General features: G+C 72.4%; 17 protein-coding genes. 6 read left to right on the top strand and 11 right to left on the bottom strand.

Features of this window, described 5'->3' with window-relative positions; all coding sequences use genetic code 11:
• The first annotated feature begins 97 nt into the window (after positions 1–97).
• The 6 genes from gap to pgi all read left to right on the top strand — a co-directional run bounded on the left by gap (position 98) and on the right by pgi (position 6,052).
• Positions 98–1,108: a type I glyceraldehyde-3-phosphate dehydrogenase gene (gap, locus tag GWK25_RS29990; protein ID WP_215454515.1), complete on the top strand. Its 1,011-nt coding sequence runs from the start codon at positions 98–100 to the stop codon at positions 1,106–1,108.
• Between the two features lie 136 nt (positions 1,109–1,244).
• Positions 1,245–2,456, top strand: a complete 1,212-nt coding sequence (gene pgk, locus GWK25_RS29985; protein WP_215454514.1) for a phosphoglycerate kinase — start codon at positions 1,245–1,247, stop codon at positions 2,454–2,456.
• A 6-nt stretch (positions 2,457–2,462) separates the two neighbouring features.
• Positions 2,463–3,239 (top strand): triose-phosphate isomerase, encoded by a 777-nt coding sequence (gene tpiA / locus GWK25_RS29980; RefSeq protein ID WP_215454513.1) that lies wholly within the window; start codon positions 2,463–2,465, stop codon positions 3,237–3,239.
• 100 nt (positions 3,240–3,339) lie between these two features.
• Positions 3,340–3,570 (top strand): preprotein translocase subunit SecG, encoded by a 231-nt coding sequence (gene secG, locus GWK25_RS29975; protein WP_029181151.1) that lies wholly within the window; start codon positions 3,340–3,342, stop codon positions 3,568–3,570.
• Positions 3,571–3,798: 228 nt separating this feature from the next.
• The gene (locus tag GWK25_RS29970; RefSeq protein WP_003957010.1) at positions 3,799–4,134 is read left to right on the top strand and encodes an RNA polymerase-binding protein RbpA; all 336 of its coding nucleotides are present in this window, start codon (positions 3,799–3,801) and stop codon (positions 4,132–4,134) included.
• A 262-nt stretch (positions 4,135–4,396) separates the two neighbouring features.
• Positions 4,397–6,052 (top strand): glucose-6-phosphate isomerase, encoded by a 1,656-nt coding sequence (gene pgi, locus GWK25_RS29965; protein WP_215454512.1) that lies wholly within the window; start codon positions 4,397–4,399, stop codon positions 6,050–6,052.
• A gap of 66 nt (positions 6,053–6,118) precedes the next feature.
• Here the strand turns inward: pgi and fabG are convergent, their stop codons facing one another.
• The 11 genes from fabG to GWK25_RS29910 form a co-directional block, all read right to left on the bottom strand.
• On the bottom strand, positions 6,119–6,835 hold the full coding sequence (gene fabG / locus GWK25_RS29960; RefSeq protein WP_215454511.1) for a 3-oxoacyl-ACP reductase FabG: 717 nt from the start codon (positions 6,833–6,835) through the stop codon (positions 6,119–6,121).
• Positions 6,836–6,915: 80 nt separating this feature from the next.
• Positions 6,916–8,481, bottom strand: coding sequence for an MFS transporter (locus GWK25_RS29955; RefSeq protein ID WP_215454510.1), 1,566 nt, complete (start codon positions 8,479–8,481; stop codon positions 6,916–6,918).
• Positions 8,478–9,944, bottom strand: coding sequence for an adenylosuccinate lyase family protein (locus GWK25_RS29950; protein ID WP_215457688.1), 1,467 nt, complete (start codon positions 9,942–9,944; stop codon positions 8,478–8,480). Before GWK25_RS29950 ends, GWK25_RS29955 begins: the two co-directional genes overlap by 4 nt.
• 5 nt (positions 9,945–9,949) lie before the next feature.
• Positions 9,950–12,043, bottom strand: coding sequence for an FAD/NAD(P)-binding domain-containing protein (locus GWK25_RS29945; protein ID WP_215454509.1), 2,094 nt, complete (start codon positions 12,041–12,043; stop codon positions 9,950–9,952).
• Between the two features lie 5 nt (positions 12,044–12,048).
• A complete protein-coding gene (locus GWK25_RS29940; RefSeq protein ID WP_215454508.1) occupies positions 12,049–12,975 on the bottom strand; it encodes an NAD(P)-dependent oxidoreductase in 927 nt (308 codons plus the stop codon).
• 3 nt (positions 12,976–12,978) lie between these two features.
• Positions 12,979–13,554, bottom strand: coding sequence for a hypothetical protein (locus GWK25_RS29935; RefSeq protein ID WP_215454507.1), 576 nt, complete (start codon positions 13,552–13,554; stop codon positions 12,979–12,981).
• The gene (locus tag GWK25_RS29930) at positions 13,551–15,242 is read right to left on the bottom strand and encodes a class I adenylate-forming enzyme family protein (protein WP_215454506.1); all 1,692 of its coding nucleotides are present in this window, start codon (positions 15,240–15,242) and stop codon (positions 13,551–13,553) included. The genes GWK25_RS29935 and GWK25_RS29930 overlap by 4 nt, the downstream gene beginning before the upstream one ends.
• Positions 15,229–16,101, bottom strand: a complete 873-nt coding sequence (locus GWK25_RS29925) for a hypothetical protein (RefSeq protein ID WP_308404350.1) — start codon at positions 16,099–16,101, stop codon at positions 15,229–15,231. Before GWK25_RS29925 ends, GWK25_RS29930 begins: the two co-directional genes overlap by 14 nt.
• Positions 16,098–17,432, bottom strand: coding sequence for a beta-ketoacyl synthase (locus GWK25_RS29920; RefSeq protein WP_251830328.1), 1,335 nt, complete (start codon positions 17,430–17,432; stop codon positions 16,098–16,100). Before GWK25_RS29920 ends, GWK25_RS29925 begins: the two co-directional genes overlap by 4 nt.
• A complete protein-coding gene (locus tag GWK25_RS29915) occupies positions 17,422–17,787 on the bottom strand; it encodes an acyl carrier protein (RefSeq protein ID WP_215454504.1) in 366 nt (121 codons plus the stop codon). The genes GWK25_RS29920 and GWK25_RS29915 overlap by 11 nt, the downstream gene beginning before the upstream one ends.
• A complete protein-coding gene (locus GWK25_RS29910) occupies positions 17,784–18,068 on the bottom strand; it encodes an acyl carrier protein (RefSeq protein ID WP_177261679.1) in 285 nt (94 codons plus the stop codon). The genes GWK25_RS29915 and GWK25_RS29910 overlap by 4 nt, the downstream gene beginning before the upstream one ends.
• Between the last annotated feature and the right edge of the window lies 1 nt (position 18,069).

The raw sequence follows: 18,069 nt of genomic DNA, 5'->3' as shown, positions 1-18,069 counted from the left end.
ACTCGACGGGTGTCGGGGAGGTAGGGTCGTAGGCGGTCGGGGACATCCCATACAGCTCGCCGGCACTGAGCCGGCGTACCAACGAGGAGATCGGTTCGTGACGATCCGCGTAGGCATCAACGGCTTTGGCCGCATCGGTCGTAACTACTTCCGCGCGCTGCTGGAGCAGGGTGCGGACATCGAGATCGTGGCTGTCAACGACCTGGGTGACACCGCGACCACCGCTCACCTGCTGAAGTACGACACCATCCTGGGCCGTCTCAAGGCCGAGGTGTCGCACACCGCCGACACGATCACCGTGGACGGCCACACCATCAAGGTCCTCTCCGAGCGCAACCCCGCGGACATCCCGTGGGGCGAGCTGGGCGTCGACATCGTCATCGAGTCCACCGGCATCTTCACGAAGAAGGCCGACGCCGAGAAGCACCTCGCCGGCGGCGCCAAGAAGGTCCTCATCTCGGCTCCGGCCAAGGACGAGGACATCACCATCGTGATGGGCGTCAACCAGGACAAGTACGACCCGGCGAACCACCACGTCATCTCCAACGCCTCCTGCACCACCAACTGTGTGGCGCCGATGGCCAAGGTCCTCGACGAGAACTTCGGCATCGTCAAGGGTCTGATGACGACGGTCCACGCCTACACCAACGACCAGCGCATCCTGGACTTCCCGCACTCGGACCTGCGTCGCGCCCGCGCCGCCGCCGAGAACATCATCCCCACCACCACGGGTGCCGCGAAGGCCACCGCGCTGGTCCTGCCGCAGCTCAAGGGCAAGCTCGACGGCATCGCGATGCGCGTCCCGGTCCCGACCGGCTCGGCCACCGACCTGGTCGTCACGCTGCAGCGCGAGGTCACCAAGGACGAGGTCAACGCCGCGTTCAAGAAGGCGTCCGAGGACGGCGACCTCAAGGGCTACCTGGCCTACACCGAGGACCCGATCGTCTCCTCGGACATCGTCAGCGACCCGGCCTCCTGCACCTTCGACTCCTCCCTGACCATGGTCCAGGAGGGCAACTCGGTGAAGATCCTCGGCTGGTACGACAACGAGTGGGGCTACTCCAACCGCCTCGTCGACCTCACGGTCTTCGTCGGCGGCCAGCTCTGATCGGCAGAGCGGGCACTTCCGTGTGAGAGCAGGGCTCGGGCGGCGCAAGGACGCGTCGCCCGAGCCCTGACTCACGTACACAAGCTGTTCCTCCTACGATCACGAGCACCACAAGTCCTCCTCGGGAGCCCTCTCCATGAAGACGATCGACGAGCTCCTCGCCGAGCCAGTCGCCGGCCGGCGGGTCTTCGTCCGCGCCGACCTCAACGTGCCGCTCGACGGCACCACCATCACCGACGACGGCCGGATCCGCGCCGTCCTGCCCACCGTGAAGGCGCTGGCGGAGGCGGGCGCGCGCGTCGTCGTCGCCTCCCACCTGGGCCGCCCCAAGGGCGCCCCGGACCCGGCCTTCTCCCTCGCCCCGGCCGCCGCCCGCCTCGGTGAACTCCTCGGTGCCGACGTGGCGTTCGCGACCGACACGGTCGGCGAGTCCGCCACCGCCACGGTCGCCGGTCTGACCGACGGTCAGGTCGCGGTCGTCGAGAACCTCCGCTTCAACGCGGGCGAGACGAGCAAGGACGACGCCGAGCGCGGCGCCTTCGCCGACCAGCTGGCCGCCCTCGCGGACGTCTACGTCGGCGACGGCTTCGGCGCGGTGCACCGTAAGCACGCCTCGGTCTTCGACCTCCCGGCCCGGCTGCCGCACTACGCCGGGTACCTCATCGCCACCGAGGTCGGTGTCCTGAGGAAGCTCACCGACGACGTCCAGCGGCCCTACGTGGTCGCCCTCGGCGGCGCCAAGGTCTCCGACAAGCTCGCCGTCATCGACCAGCTGCTCGGCAAGGCCGACCGCATCCTCATCGGCGGCGGCATGGCCTACACCTTCCTCAAGGCCAAGGGCCACGAGATCGGCAGCTCGCTCCTGCAGGAGGACCAGCTCGACGCGGTCACCGAGTACCTGGAGCGGGCGGAGAAGACCGGTGTCCAACTGGTCCTGCCCGTCGACGCCGTCGTCGCGCCCGCCTTCCCGGACCTGAAGAGCAAGGCCCCGGCCGACGCCACCTCGGTCGCGGCGGACGCCATGCCCACCGAGCAGATGGGCCTGGACATCGGTCCGGAGTCCCGCAAGCTCTACGCCTCGAAGATCGCGGACGCCGCCACCGTCTTCTGGAACGGCCCCATGGGCGTCTTCGAGCACCCCGATTTCGCCGAGGGCACCAAGGCCGTCGCCCAGGCGCTCCTCGACTCGGACGCCTTCACGGTCGTCGGCGGCGGCGACTCCGCCGCGGCCGTACGGATCCTGGGCTTCGACGAAAACGCATTCGGCCACATCTCTACCGGTGGCGGCGCCTCCCTCGAATACCTCGAGGGCAAGACGCTCCCCGGCCTCGCCGCACTGGAGGACTGAACCTCAATGAGCACGCGTACGCCCCTGATGGCGGGCAACTGGAAGATGAACCTCAACCACCTCGAGGCCATCGCGCACGTCCAGAAGCTCGCCTTCGCCCTCGCCGACAAGGACTACGAGGCCTGTGAGGTCGCGGTCCTGCCGCCGTTCACCGACCTGCGCTCGGTCCAGACCCTGGTCGACGGCGACAAGCTCAAGATCAAGTACGGCGCCCAGGACCTCTCGGCCCATGACTCCGGCGCCTACACCGGCGAGATCTCCGGCCCGATGCTGGCCAAGCTCAAGTGCACGTTCGTGGCGGTCGGCCACTCCGAGCGCCGCCAGTACCACGACGAGACCGACGAGATCGTCAATGCCAAGGTCAAGGCGGCCTTCAAGCACGGCCTCACCCCGATCCTGTGCGTCGGCGAGGAGCTGGAGGTGCGCGAGGCGGGCAACCACGTCTCCCACACCCTCGCGCAGGTCGAGGGCGGCCTGAAGGACGTCCCCGCCGAGCACGCCGAGACCGTCGTCATCGCCTACGAGCCCGTCTGGGCCATCGGCACCGGCAAGGTCTGCGGCGCCGAGGACGCCCAGGAGGTGTGCGCGGCCATCCGCGGCAAGCTCGCCGAGCTGTACGGGCAGGAGCTGGCCGACCGGGTCCGCATCCAGTACGGCGGCTCCGTCAAGGCCGGGAACGTCGCCGAGATCATGGCCCAGGCCGACATCGACGGCGCCCTCGTCGGCGGTGCCTCGCTGGACGCCGACGAGTTCGTCAAGATCGTGCGCTTCCGCGACCAGTGAGTAGGCCCTGACGGCGTAACGTCGTACTCTTGCGGGGACCGGCCGCGCGGCCGGTCCCCGCAGTCCATCAGAATCCGAGGAAGTTGGTCCAGCCGTGGTTATGGGGTTCTCGATCGCCCTGATCGTCTTCAGCCTGCTGATGATGCTGCTGGTGCTGATGCACAAGGGCAAGGGCGGCGGCCTCTCCGACATGTTCGGTGGCGGTATGCAGTCCTCCGTCGGCGGCTCCTCGGTCGCCGAGCGCAACCTCGACCGGATCACCGTCGTGGTCGGTCTGCTCTGGTTCGCGTGCATTGTCGTACTCGGCATCCTGATGAAGGTCAACAACTGACCCTCAGGCCGACACCGGCGAACAACGCGTCATGGACGCACCATTCCGCACGTAAAGCCCCATGCCGGGTACGCGACTTCGAGCGCGGCCTATCATGGGGCTTGCGTCTGTGGGCGGGATGTAACTCCAATCACTGGACGCGCGTTGGGCCTTACGTAGACTGAGGCGCTCGCAGCGAAGCGAAACGCCGACTCGCTTCGCCGCACCATCACGCAGGGAGTTACGACCGTGGCAAGTGGCAACGCGATCCGAGGAAGCCGGGTCGGGGCGGGGCCGATGGGCGAAGCCGAGCGCGGCGAGTCCGCACCCCGGCTGCGCATCTCCTTCTGGTGCTCCAACGGACACGAGACCCAGCCGAGCTTCGCCAGCGACGCACAGGTCCCCGACACCTGGGACTGCCCGCGCTGCGGCTTCCCGGCCGGACAGGACCGGGACAACCCGCCGGACCCACCGCGCACCGAGCCCTACAAGACGCACCTCGCGTACGTCCGCGAGCGGCGCAGCGACGCGGACGGCGAGGCGATCCTCGCCGAGGCGCTCGCCAAACTGCGGGGCGAGATCTAGTCAGTACACCGGCCGGGCACCGAGGGTGCCCGGCCGGATGCGTTCGGGGCGGTCGACCTGCTCGCCGTCGACCTGCTCGCCGTCGCCTTCTTCGTCCTGTCCGTCGTCGCGCTGACACCGGTGCTCCAGGCGGACGTATCTGTTGTTGTGCCGTACGACCGGGGTACGACAGCTCGTGTTCCGTCGTGATCAATTAGGTTGGAACGGCAGCGGGGCAAGGTACGCAGGCAGGACCAGGTAGGAAAGAAGGCTGAAGTCCGAGATGAACGCAGAAAGCCGTACCAGGCTCAACCAGACGCCCGAGTGGACCGCGCTGGCCGAGCACCGGGAGCAGCAGGGCGACGTCCGGCTGCGCGAGCTGTTCGCGGCCGACCCGGGGCGCGGCGCCGGGTACACACTGGAGGTTGGCGATCTGCACGTCGACTACTCCAAGCATCTGGTCACCGACGAGACACTGCGGCTGCTGCGCGAGCTGGCCGCCGCGACCGACGTGTTCGGGCTGCGGGACGCCATGTTCCGCGGCGAGAAGATCAACACCACCGAGGACCGTGCCGTCCTGCACACCGCGCTGCGCGCCCCGCGCGACGCGGTGATCGAGGTCGACGGCGAGAACGTGGTGCCCGGTGTGCACGCCGTGCTCGACAAGATGGCCGGCTTCGCCGAGCGCATCCGCTCCGGTGAGTGGACCGGCCACACGGGCAGGCGCATCAAGAACGTCGTCAACATCGGGATCGGCGGCTCCGACCTCGGCCCGGCGATGGCGTACGAGGTGCTGCGCTCCTACACCGACCGCGATCTGACGGTCCGTTTCGTGTCCAACGTGGACGGGGCCGACCTCCACGAGGCGGTGCGGGAGCTGGACGCCGCGGAGACGCTGTTCATCATCGCCTCCAAGACGTTCACCACGATCGAGACGATCACCAACGCGACCTCCGCGCGCGACTGGCTGCTCACCGAGCTCAAGGCCGGCCCCGAGGCCGTCGCCAAGCACTTCGTGGCGCTCTCGACCAACGCCCAGAAGGTGTCGGACTTCGGTATCGACACGGCCAACATGTTCGAGTTCTGGGACTGGGTCGGCGGGCGGTACTCCTACGACTCGGCGATCGGGCTGTCCCTGATGATCGCGATCGGTCCCGACCGCTTCCGGGAGATGCTCGACGGGTTCCACCTCGTCGACGAGCACTTCCGCACGGCACCCGCCGAGTCCAATGTGCCGCTGCTGCTGGGGCTGTTGGGGATCTGGTACGGCAACTTCCACGACGCCCAGTCGCACGCGGTGCTGCCGTACAGCCACTACCTGTCCAAGTTCACGGCCTACCTCCAGCAGCTGGACATGGAGTCCAACGGCAAGTACGTGGGCCGGGACGGGGTGCCGGTGGAGTGGCAGACCGGGCCGGTGGTCTGGGGCACGCCCGGGACGAACGGGCAGCACGCGTACTACCAGTTGATCCACCAGGGCACGAAGCTGATCCCGGCGGACTTCATCGGCTTCGCCGAGCCGGTCGGTGAGCTCAGCGAGCCGCTCAAGGCCCAGCACGACCTCCTGATGGCCAACTTCTTCGCGCAGACGCAGGCGCTGGCCTTCGGCAAGACGCCGGACGAGGTGCGGGCGGAGGGCGTGCCGGAGGAGCTGGTGCCGCACAAGACGTTCAAGGGCGACCACCCGACGACCACGATCCTGGCCAAGGAGCTGACCCCGTCGGTCCTCGGTCAGCTCATCGCGCTGTACGAGCACAAGGTGTTCGTCCAGGGCGCCGTCTGGAACATCGACTCCTTCGACCAGTGGGGTGTCGAGCTGGGCAAGGTCCTCGCCAAGCGCGTCGAGCCGGCGCTCACGGAAGGCGCCGAGGTGCCGGGTCTGGACGAGTCCACGAAGGCCCTGGTCGCCAAGTACCGGGGGCTGCGCGGGCGGAGCTAGCGGGATGCGGAGTGGGGAAACGGGCGGCCGCGCGTCGTCCGCTTCCCCACCCGGTTCCGGTGGGCCTCAGTGGCCCATGCCCGCGCCCCCGTCGACCGGGATCACGGCGCCGCGTACGTACCCCGCGCCGGCCAGGAAGGCCACCGCGTCGGCGACCTCCTCCGGGGTGCCCAGGCGCCCGGCGGGGGTGGTGCTCAGCAGTGCGCGGCGCTGTTCCGGGGTGAGGGCGCGGCTCATGTCCGTGTCGGTGAGCCCCGGGGCGACGACGTTGCAGGTGATGTCCCGGGGACCGAGCTCCCGCGTCAGGGAGCGGGCGAAGCCGACGAGGCCGGCCTTCGCCGCCGCGTAGTTGGTCTGGCCCGGCGAACCGTTCAGCGCGGCCGTGGACGAGACCAGCACGATCCGGCCGTGGCCCACGCGCAGCATGCCGCGCACCGCGCGCTGCGCGACCCGGAAGGCCCCGGTGAGGTCGGTGTCGACGACGGAGGTGAAGTCCTCCTCGGACATCCGCACCAGCAGCCGGTCACGGGCGGCGCCCGCGTTCGCGACCAGGACGGTGACCGGGCCGTGGGCGGTCTCGGCCTCCTTGAACGCCTGGTCGATCAGGCCGCCGTCGGTCACGTCGCACCGTACGGAGAGGAAGCCCTCGCAGGCGGGTGGCGCGTCGTTGCGGTAGGTCACCGTCACCCGGTCTCCGGCCCCGGCGAAGCGGCGGGCTATGGCGAGTCCGATGCCTCTGTTGCCGCCGGTGACGAAGACCGAGCGCGGGGCGGGCCGTGTCATGGGATGCTCCCTTCCTGTACGTGCGCGGGCTCAAGTTCGTTGCTGTGTGCTGCTCAGGTTCGTCCGTGTACGTGCGGAGCTCAGGTGCCTCGTCGGGAGCGGCTCGTGGGGGAGCGCAGGCCGGCCACCGCCACCGCGCAGCCGACCAGGGCGAGGGCGGCGACGGAGAGCGTTGCCGCGTACATGGCGTCGAGGAAGGCGCGGTCGGCCGTGGTCGCCAGGGAGGGCAGGTTCAGGGAGTCGGCCAGGGCGCGGGCGGCCTCGGCGGAGACGCGGGCCTGCTCCTCGGCGGCAGGTGACAGGCCCTGTGCCGGGGAGGGCAGTTCGGCGTCGGCCATCCGGTGCCGGTAGACCGCCGAGAGGATCGAGCCGGCCATGGCCACGCCGAGGGTGCCGCCCACCTGCCGGGTGACGCTGTTGACGGCGGAACCGGCGCCGGCGAGCTGGGGCGGCACCCCGCGCATCATCACGGCCGTGACCGGGGTACCGACCAGCCCCATGCCGAAGCCCTGGATCCACAGCAGCGCGGCGACCCACCAGAGCGGGGTCCGCCCGTCGAGCCAGGCGTACGCGACATAGGTGACGGCGGTGGCCAGGACCCCGGCGGCGACGGTCCAGCGGGCCGACAGCCTACGGCTCAGCGCCGGCGAGGCCTGGCTGCCCAGGACGATGCCGATCGCGGCGGCGATCATGACCGTCCCGGCGTCGGCGGGGGAGAGGCCCCGGGGGCCCTGGAGATAGAAGGCCGCGTAGAACAGATGACCGGCCAGCGCCATGAAGGCGATCAGCAGGACCACGCTGCCGGCCGTGAAGCCGGGCTGCCGGAAGAGCCGCAGATCCAGGCTGGGCGCCCTGGACCTGCGCTGAACTGCGACGAAGACGGCCAGCACCATACCGCCCAGCATCAGGGGCAGCAGCACGTGCGGGCCGTACCAGGCGCTGCCGCCGCCGAGTTCGATGATGCCGTAGACCACCCCGCCGAGGCCGAGCACCGACAGGACGAGACCCGGCAGGTCGAGCACACGGCGTCGGGAGCCGCCCAGGTCGGGGACGACGGCCAGGACCGCCGCCAGGCACAGGGCGACGATCGGCACGTTGACCAGGAACACCGAGCCCCACCAGAAGTGGCTGAGCAGCGCCCCGCCCGCGACCGGGCCGACGGCCACGCCGAGACCGCTCGACGAGCTCCAGATCGCGATCGCCCGTGTGCGCTTCTCCTCCGGGGTGCTCTGCACGATGATCGTCAGCGTCGCCGGCATCAACAGGCCGCTGCCCGCGCCCATGAAGGCGCGGGCCACGATCAGCCACGCCGGGCTGTCGACGAAGGCGCCCGCGCCGGAGGCCACGCCGATCAGCGCGAGCCCGGCGAGCAGGGTGTTCCGGGGGCCGAAACGGTCCGCGAGCGCGCCGCCCGCGAAGAGGGTGCAGGCGACCACCAGGGTGTAGGCACTCGCCACCCACTCCAGTTCGCCGGGGGTGGCGCCCAGGCCCGCCACCGGGTCGGCGAGCGTCGTGACGGCGACGTTGAGGATCGAGGTGTCCAGCCAGATCAGCATCTGCGCGCAGACCACGACCGCGAGGACCGGCCAGGAGCGGGTGGGTGGGGCGACCTCCGGGGTGCCGGTCGTCCGGCTCACGGTGCTCACAGGGTTCCTCCGCTGGACGTGGCGTGGTCGCGCACGCCGTCGTATCTGTGCAGGGCGCGGTCGATCAGGGCGTCGGCCGCGCCGGTGTAGCGGGCCGGGTCGAGCAGTTCCGCCAGCTGGGCGGAGGGCAACCGGGCGGACAGCTCGGGGTCGGCGATCAGCAGCTCGCTCAGGGTCCTGCCGGTGTCGGCGGCCTCGGCCGACACGGCGGTCAGCAGCTTCTTCGCGCGGGCCTTGCCGAGCGCCGGGGCCAGGGCCACCGCCAGCCGTTCGGCGACGATGGCACCTCCGGTCAGATCGAGGTTGGCCCGCATGCGCTCCGGGTGGACGACCAGGCCCTCCGCCAGCTCGACGGCGGTGTGCGCGGCCCCGCCCGCCAGCCGCAACGCCTCCCGCAGCGGCTGCCATTCGGCGTGCCACGCCCCGGCGGGCCGTTCGTCCTCGGCGAGCAGACACTGCGCCAGCACGAGCGCGTGCGCGGGTACCTGCCGGGCGGCCGACACGATCAGCGTGGCCAGCGCGGGATTCCGCTTCTGCGGCATGGCCGAGGAGGCCCCGCGTCCGGCCGCCGCCGGCTCGGACAGCTCACCGATCTCGGTACGGGACAGCGTCTGCACGTCCAGCGCGAACTTCCCGAGCGCCCCGGTGACGAGCTGCAGCACGGCCCCGAGTTCGGCGACGGGCGTGCGGACGGTGTGCCAGGGAAGGGTGGGTTCGGCGAGGCCCAGCGCCGAGGAGAAGGGCCCCAACAGCTCCGGACCGCCCGGGTCGGGGGTGCGATCAGCTCCCACGGGCCCGCGCCCGGCTGTCTCCCGGCGGCCCGCGCGGTCCACCACCGCGTACTCCCGGTACGCGGCCAACGTCCCACCCGCTCCGCCCAGTTGCGCCGGAAGCCCGGACGCCACCGACCGGACCCGCACCGTCGCGTCGACCACCAGCTCCAGCCACCCCGCGGCCTTCAGCCCGAAGGTCGTCGGCACGGCGTGCTGGGCCAGGGTGCGCCCGGCGAGGACGGTGTGCCGATGGGTGTCGGCCAGTGCGGCGAAGGCCGCGGCGACACGTGACAGATCCCCGTCGATCAGCCCGAGGACCCGGCGCGCGATCACCATCGCCGCCGAGTCCAGGATGTCCTGACTCGTGGAACCCCGGTGCACATACTCCGCGGCGCCCGGATCCCGCGCGGCGACGACCTCGGTGAACGCGGTCACCAGCGCGACCACCGGATTGGCGGCGGCCCGGGCGGCGTGGGCCAGGGCGGGCAGGTCGAGCCGTTCCACCCGGGCCACCGAGGCGATCGTCTCCACCACGGCCGCCGGTGTCAGCCCGACCGCGTGCTGGGCGCGGGCCAGCGCCACCTCGGCGTCCAGCATGGCCTGCAGCCACGCCTCGTCGGTCACCTCCGCCGCGGCGGGCGTACCGGCCCAGGTGGGGGCGAGCAGGCCCGCGTCGGTGCCCACGGACATCGCGTTCACGCTCCTCGACTCCCTCCACCCGATGCCGGGTCGGTCGCCGGGGCGAGCCCGAGCGCCGCGCGGGCGATCGCGTCCGCGTCCTCCAGCGTCACCGAGCCCACGCCGGGCCTGATGCCGACCGCCGTCACCCAGCGCACGCCCTCGACCGGCACCCCGAAGGCGTACCGGCGCGGATGCGGTCGGCCCCCGGCGTCCACGAGCCGGGGCGGGCCGTCGGTCACCGCCAGCCCGCCGGGCTCGTACCCGGCGTCGCCGCCGAGCCGGTACGGCGCGCACGCGCCGGCCCGCAGCAGCGTCCGCAGCAGCGGGTCGGTGCTGCGCCGCAGATCGACGGCGGGCAGCCGCGCCTCGATCAACGCGGCGACCCGGACCGGGGGTTCGTCCACCAGCTCCGCGTCCACGAGGAAGCAGCCCGGGCCGGGGCCGCCTTCGTCGGGGCCGGGTCCGTCGGGGCCCGGCCTCTCGGGACCGGGTTCTTCGAGGCCGCCGTCGGGGGACCAGGCCCGGACACGCATTCCCGGGCCCAGCACGTGCAGCACGTCCGCCTCGATCAGCGCGATCAGCTGCTCGATCCGGAAGGCGGGCGGGCCGATCGACGTGAAGGCGTTCAACGGGGTGTACCAGTCGTCGAGTTCGGCGCGGTACGAGTCGCCGGAGACCCCGCCGTGGTCGACGACCAGCCGGATCTCGTTGCGGAGGTCCCGCAGGGCGTCCAGCGCGGCCTTCAGCGGGCCGTTCACATTGCCGAGGCGGGCCTCGGCGACATCCCGGCGCAGATGGTCCAGCAGCCAGCGCCGGAAGTCGGCCCGGTCGCTGAACACCCGTTCGCCGTAAGGCTGTTCGATCCGCGTCCAGTCCCAGCGCTCGTCGGCCGGGACGCCGTGCTCGTCGAGCAGGGCCGCCTCCGCGCCCTCGTCACCCGGGGCCGAGAGGTACGACCGTACGAACGCCGCGGCCGCCTCCGGCCCCCGGGCGGCGCGGATGCGGGCCTCGTGGTGGACGGTCCGCACCTCGCGGTCGACGAGTGGCCAGAGGGCGTCGCGGAAGCCGAGGGGGTGGCCGGCGGTCACCCGGTGCCGTAGCTCCGCGATGACGTCCGGCGTCAGGAAGCGCGGCTCGTGGCGGCCGAGGGCGCCCTTCTCGTTCTCGCCCCGGGCGTGGTAGGGGACGCCGCGCCGCGAACCGGCGTACAGGACGGGCTCGTTGCCGCTCGGCAGGTAGACGAGACCGGACTCGCCCTCCTTGAACGTGCCGCCGCGGCCCTCGGTGAGCAGGGCCAGACAGTCGAAGAAGTTCAGGCCCAGGCCGCGCAGGGCGACCGGGGTGCCCGGGGCGATGCCGCTCAGGTCGGTGTCGGCCGGATTGGCGGGGGCCACGTACGTGAGGCCGTGGCGGTCGGCGAAGGAGCGCAGCGCGCGTTCCTCCGGCGACGGGGTCAGGGCGCCGTGGCCGAGGGCCAGCACCACGCCGGCCAGCCCGGTCAGCCGTTCGCCGTTCGCCAGGGTTACCGTCTGCGGCCCGTCCGGGGCGTCCTCGCACAGGCCGATCGCGGTGGTCCGGTGCGTGTGGACGGCGACATGGGCGGGAGCCGTGCGTAACAGGTGGCGGAAGACCCACTCCAGGTAGTGGCCGTGGAACGCGCGGGTCGGATAGGTGTCCGGGCCGAGCCGTCGGGCCTCGACCAGGGCGCGGGCCGGGAGATCGTGGTCGACGCCCCCGTCCCGGACCGCGCACGCCCACTCGTACAGGCTGGGGCCCGGCACCGTCGGCCCCGCGCAGGCCACGCTCGCGTCGGTGAACAGGGTCACCTGGGAGGCGACCGTGTTCATCAGCAGTTCGCCCGGCTGGTCCGTCCGCCAGACCGCGCCCGCGCCCGGCGGATACGGGTCCACGAGGTGCACCTCGACCGTTCGGACGATCCCCCCGGCGTTGGCACAGATCCGCTCCAGCACGGACAGCCCCCGGGGGCCGGCACCGACCACACAGACGGTGAGGGGGGCGTCGGCGCCGGGGGCGGGCAGAACGGCTGCTGTGACGGTCCCGCCGGCCAGGGGAGTGCCGGGCGCGATGGTGTCGTCGGGGCCGGTCATTCCTGTCATTCCTGGCCCAGTCCGTCGCGCCAGCTCGGTCTGGCCGGCTTCCAGCCGAGCGCCGTGCGGGCCCGGTCGTTGGCGGCGCCGTGCGCCGAGGTGAGCTGGTGGGCCATGAACCAGCCGAGGAGACGGGGCGCGAGGGCCGCGGGAACCGTGCGCGGGGAGGGCGCGGCGAGCATCCGGGCGAGGTGGGGCAGCCACTGCGCGGCCGGGGCCGGATCGTCGTCCGTCACATGGAACACCCCGCTCGTGTCGGCCTCGACGGCCGTCACCGCCGCCCCCACGGCGTCCTCGACGTGCAGGAACGACATGATCCCCGCCCCGCTGCCCGGCAGCGGCAGCCGCCCGGCCTGCACGGAGAGCGCGGTCGCGCCGGTACGGGCGTACGCGGTGCGGGGGCCGTACAGCGTGCCGTAGCGCAGCACCACCCCCTCCAGGCCGCTGCCCGGGTCCGTCACCCGCCGTTCCAGCTCGGCGACGGCCCGCACGGTCGAGGCCCAGCCCGGGTCGGGGGCGTCCACGTACAGGGGCGCGTCCTCGTCGAGGACCGGGTCCCCGGCCGGGGCGGCGGCGAACGCGATGGACTGGGCGACGAACCGGCGTGCGCCGGCCGCGCGGGCCGCCTCGACCAGATGGGCGGTGCCCTCGGTGCGCAGCCGGGCGGTGAGGGCGAAGGCCCCCGGAGGGTCGTCGCGCAGCAGTCGCAGCGCCGACAACTGGTGGACGACCACCTCGGGCCGGGCGGCCGACACCGCCGCCAGCACGGCCTCACGGTCCAGGGCGTCGGCGACCACCACCTCGTCCGCGTCCGGGACCCGCTCGCTCGACCTCTGCCGCACCAGCGCGCTCACCCGGTGGCCCCGCGCTCGCAGCGCGCCCACCAGCGGACGGCCCACCACTCCGGTGGCCCCGGCGACAAGTACGCGCATGCCTCAGACCTCCGAACCCGGTGCGACGGGAGCGGCGACGCGCATCAGCAGACGGCACGCCGCGTCGCCGTTCCGCAGACAGCTCTCGGCCCGGTTCTCCGTGAGGGTCACGCCGAGCCCTTCGGACCAGCCGGCGTGGACGGCGGTGCACGGGCAGCGGTAGCCCTCCAGGGAACCGGCCATCCGGACCATGGTGATCGCGAAGTTCCGCTTCAGCGTCAGCACGATCAGGTCGTCGTCCTCGACCTCGGTGGCGGCGTTGCGCAGTTCCGGCGGGAACATCCGGTCGCCGCAGTCGTCGTAGCGGCGGCGCAGCTCCTCCAGGTCCTTGCGGACGTCACCGGTGTCGGGGAGGGGCCCGTACAGCCGGGCGACCCGCTGCCCGACGTGCAGGGCGACCTTCCCCATCGCCTCCGCGTTGATCTCGTTCGCGGCCTCCTGGCCGAACCGCGCGGCCACGCCCTGGTACCAGTTGGCGTCGTGCTGCCACCACAGCCGGTACGCCTCGCTCGCGCGGGCGCGGTGGTTGACTCCGTCGCCCCCGGCCGCGCCCCCGGTCGCTGTCGTCGTCGTGCTCATGCGTGCTGCTCCTCGGCTGCGACGGTGTCGGCCATGTCGGCGGCGAACCGGTCGCGCATCACTCGTTTCAGAACCTTGCCGGTGGCCCCCTTGGCCACGTCGTCGGGCTTCATCCGCAGGGCCCGGGACACGGGCGGGAGACCGGCCTGCGTCAGCACGGAGTTGACGCGCCCGGTCCACTCCTCGTCACCGGTGTCACCGTTCTCCTCGGCCGGCTGGAGCAGTACATATGCCTCGGCCTCCCCGTCGCCGTCCCAGTCCGCGCGGACGCCGTCCGGGGCGACCGCGACCACCGTGCAGTCGGCGAGGCCCGGCAGTTCGGCCAGGAGGAGTTCCTCGGTGCGGGTGCTGAAGACGATCCCCGCGCGGGTGCGGATGGCGTCCGGGGCCCGGTCGAGGTGGTAGAAGTTGCCCGCCTCGTCCTGACGGGCGAGGTCCCCGGTGAGCCAGTAGCCGCCGAGCCGCATCCGGTTCCAGGTGAGCGAATCGTTCCAGTAACCGGGTGTCAGAGTGGGCGACTTGAGGCCCAGCCGGCCGATCTGCCCGGGTGGCAGCGCAGTGCCGTCCTCGGACAGGACCGCGGCCTCGGCGAAGCTGATCGGCTTCCCGACGCAGCGGGAGTAGGCGGAGGTGTCCTTGGTGTGCCGGTTGTGGAAGACGGAGTAACCGGCCTCCGACGAACCGAGTCCGTCCACGAAGACCGAGCCCTCGACCCGGACACGGCTCAGGTCGCGCCGGATCTCGATCCGGCTCCCGTGCCGCACGAGCGCCCGGATGTGCGCCTCGTGCGCCGCGTCCCCGGTGTTGAACCACACCTGCACGCTGGACAGATCGCGTGCCGTCAGATCCTCCGCCGCCATCTCGCCGAAGGTCCCGGCGAAGGCCAGCACGGTCGTCGGCCGGAACTCCTCGATCGCGTCGAGGACGTCCGTGCCCCGCTGGCTGGAGAGCAGCCTGATGTCCGTGCGCAGCAGCAGGCAGTACAGCAGCGTCGCCACCATCGCGTTGTGCGCGCCCGGCAGCCCCACCAGCGTGCGTTCCATGTCGGCGCCGGTCGAGAACCGCAGCCGGTGCAACTGCGCGTACATCAGCGTCCGGTGGGTGTGCGGCACCCCCTTCGGCAGACCGGTCGTACCGGAGGAGTGGGAGATCAGCACGGGGTCGGTGGGGTCGTGCCGGTACGGGTACGCCTGCGGCAGCGATGCACGGTGCTCCGGCCGGATGTCGTCGGCGGTCACCCGGAAACCGAGGGCCGACTCGTCCCCGGCCAGCACCTCCCGGTGCGCCTCGTCCGTGAAGGCGCCCACCGCGCCCTGGCGGCGGACGTACTCCCGGGCGATCTCCGGCGCCAGGTTGCCGTTGACGAACGACGGGATCGCGCCGAGCGAGGTCAGCGCCAGGAAGTTCACCGCGAACTCGGCGGCCGAGAAGGAATGGATGGCCACCGGGTCGCGGTGGCGTACACCGTGGGCCGCGTACCAGCCCGCGTAGGTCTCCACCACCTCGTACAACTGCCCGAGTGTCAGCGTCTCGGGCCGGCTGCCGTCCGGTGCGCGCCAGGTGCCGTCGGTGCGCAACACCGGCTCGTCGAGCGGGCGTTCGTACGCCCGCAGCCGGTGCAGGACGTTGCCGGCGCCGAGTTCCGTGTCGGAGCAGATCCGTGCCCGCTCCTGCCTACTGATGAGCATGGGTCTCCGTCTCGTCTCGATCGCCGTCCCGCAGGAGCCGGCAGTGGGCGTCGGCCAGGTCGAACAGGCCTTGCACGCTGCCGGTGTGCGGAGCCGTCGCCGAGTTGTCCCCGGCGTACGGCTGCGTCGGCGCGGTGGTCATGGGGGTGCCGGAACCGGGGCGGCCGAGCAGGACCGCCGCGGCCACCGCGGCGGAGGCGGGCAGGTCCGGGACCGGGCGGCCGTGGTCCGCGGACAGCTCCCGGTGCACGGCGGCCCATCGCTCGCCGCCGCCCAGTTCCACGCCCACCACCAGGACCCGGTCCAGCTCCGGGTCCTCCAGGAGGAGGTCGGCCATGGCCAGCAGCTCGGTCACCGGGTCGTCGAGCGTGGACAGGCTGAACATCTGCCCGGTGATCCCGAACTCCCGGCTGAGGTGCCCCAGCACGGAGTTGGCGGTGGCCTGCATGAACAGCAGCGGGTTGTGCACCCGGCCCGAGACCACTCGCCGGCTCGCCAGATCGGCCGTGGTGGTGTCGCCCATCAGGCTCGCCAGCGCGACGGCCGTACGGGAGCCTTCCCCGCTCCCGGCCCCGTCCGAGCGGGAGGTGCCTCCGGCGGGCCGTTCGGTCAGGCACCGCGCGGCGACCTCGTACACCAGCGGGCTGAACGCCGACTCCACGAACCCGGGCAGGCGCGGCAGCGGGATGTCGCCGTCCCGTCCGGTGCCATGGGTCGCGGTGGCGGCGGCCAGGACCCCGAGCGCCGGACGCGACGCCGTCGCGCCGGCCGCCGGGGGTCCGGTTCGGTCGGCAGCCCGGGTCTCGGTCCGGTGGGCAGCCAGGGTCTCGGCTTTCGTTCCCAGGTCCGTATGCGTCACGGTCGCTCCAGGACGAGTGCGGTGTTGGCGCCCCCGAAGGCGGCGTTGATGGTGAGGGCGCGGCGGAGGTCGGCCCGGCGTGGGCTGTTCGGGACGTAGTCCAGATCGCACTCCGGGTCCGCCCGCGTGAAGTTGGCGGTCGGCGGCAGCACGCCCTCCGTCAGTGCCAGCATCGTGATCACGAACTCCACGACTCCGGCGGCCTCCAGGAGATGGCCCGTGGTGCTCTTGGTGGAGCTGACCGGGATCGACTCGGCCCGCTTCCCGAGGGCGGCGCGCAGCCCCCGGGTCTCGGCGCCGTCGTTGTACTTGGTGCCGGTGCCGTGGGCGTTGACATAGCCGAGGCTCGCCCCGTCGGGGTCCCCGGCCAGCCGCAGGGCCTGGCGGGTCGCGAGGGCCAGGCCGACGCCGTCCGGGTGCGGCTGGGCGATGTGGTGGGCGTCGGTCGCCGCACCCCAGCCGACCACGCTCGCGAGCGGCCGTGCCCCGCGCCGCCGCGCGTGCCCTGCGGACTCCAGCACGACCGCCGCGACCCCGTCGCCGAGCAGCAGTCCCGTGCGGTCGGCGCTGAACGGCCGCACCGTGCCGTCGCGCGACAACGCCCGCCCCGAGTCGAACTTCCCGAACGTCTCCTCCTCCACCAGATAGCCGCCGGCGCACACCGCCACGTCGATCCGCCCGCCGGCGATCAGCCGGCAGGCGTGGATGATCGCGGCGGCGGAGGCCACACAGGCGTTGGTGAAAGTGAGCCGGGGCCCGGTCAGTCCGAGGCCCCCGGCCAGCGACTCGGCGAGATGCGCCGGGACGGCGTCCGCGAGCCGGGCCGCCGCCGCGTCGGCCGACACCCCGGCGAGCTCCGCCGCCTTGACGGACCCGGTGCCGGCTCCGGCTGCGGGGAGGCCGCGCCCCGGGTCGGTGCCGGTGAGGCCGGGGGCCCGGATCGCGTCTCGGCCCGCGCCGCTGCCGCCGTCCTCGTCGGGCCCCGCTGCCGCCGCGCCCGCTGCCGCGGCCTCCCGCCAGTACCGCGTGATGCTCGTGCAGTCGCCCGCGATGCCCAGGAGGACCGCCGCCTCGGTGCCCCGCGGGAGGCCCGCCATGTCGAGGGCCTCCGCGCCGCAGCCGGCGAGGGCGGGACGCAGCGCCCAGTGCTCCGTCCCGCCGGGGCCGTCGGGGGCGGCGCCGGCCATCGGGGTGCGGTACGGGCCGGTGTCGAACCGGGTGGTGGGGGCGAAGGAGGGGACACCCGCGAAGACACCGCGCCGCAGGGCGTCCGGCCCCGTGCCGAAGGCGGTGCGCACGCCGAACCCGGTCACCGTCACCTCACCGGCCAACGCGCTCACCCCCGTCCGCCGCCTCATGCGTTCCCGCCCCCGGATTCCCCGCCGCGCCCAGGAACTCCGTGAGCCGCCGCAGCGAGGTCAGGCCGGCGATGTCCTCGTCGGCGGGCTCCACGACCAGGCCGTACCGCTCCTCCACCACATGCAGCAGCCACACCAACCCCAGCGAGTCCAGGACCAGTTCGGCGTCCTCGTCGAGATCGTCCGGCACACCGGGGAAGATCTTGCGGTCGGACAGCAGCTCCCGGACGAGCCCGGTGGTGAGGACGGCCGGGACGACGGCGGCCGACGTGGACGCGCCCCGCACGGCCGCTTCCGTGACGGACGACGTCGAGGTCTCCGCGTTCATGCCTTCGCCCCGCGCCCGACCACCTCGGCGACGAGCCCGCCGAGGGTCAGCGAGGCCAGCGGCTCGATGTCGGTGTCCGGGATCTCCACGCCGAACCGCGATTCCAGCCGCAACGTCAGCTCGATGAGACTCAGGGAGTCCAGCTCCAGACCACCGACGGTCACCGGGCTCTCGTCGGTGATGCCGTCCCGGCTCAGCAGGATGTTCATCTCGTCGATGACCGTGGTCAGGACGAACTCGCGGATCTCGTTGTCCAGGGTGGACGTGCTCATGATCGCCATC

Source organism: Streptomyces sp. ATCC 21386 (assembly GCF_018728545.1).
In the GTDB taxonomy this organism is placed as follows: Bacteria; Actinomycetota; Actinomycetes; order Streptomycetales; family Streptomycetaceae; genus Streptomyces.
This window is presented reverse-complemented; position numbering and strand designations above follow the sequence as displayed.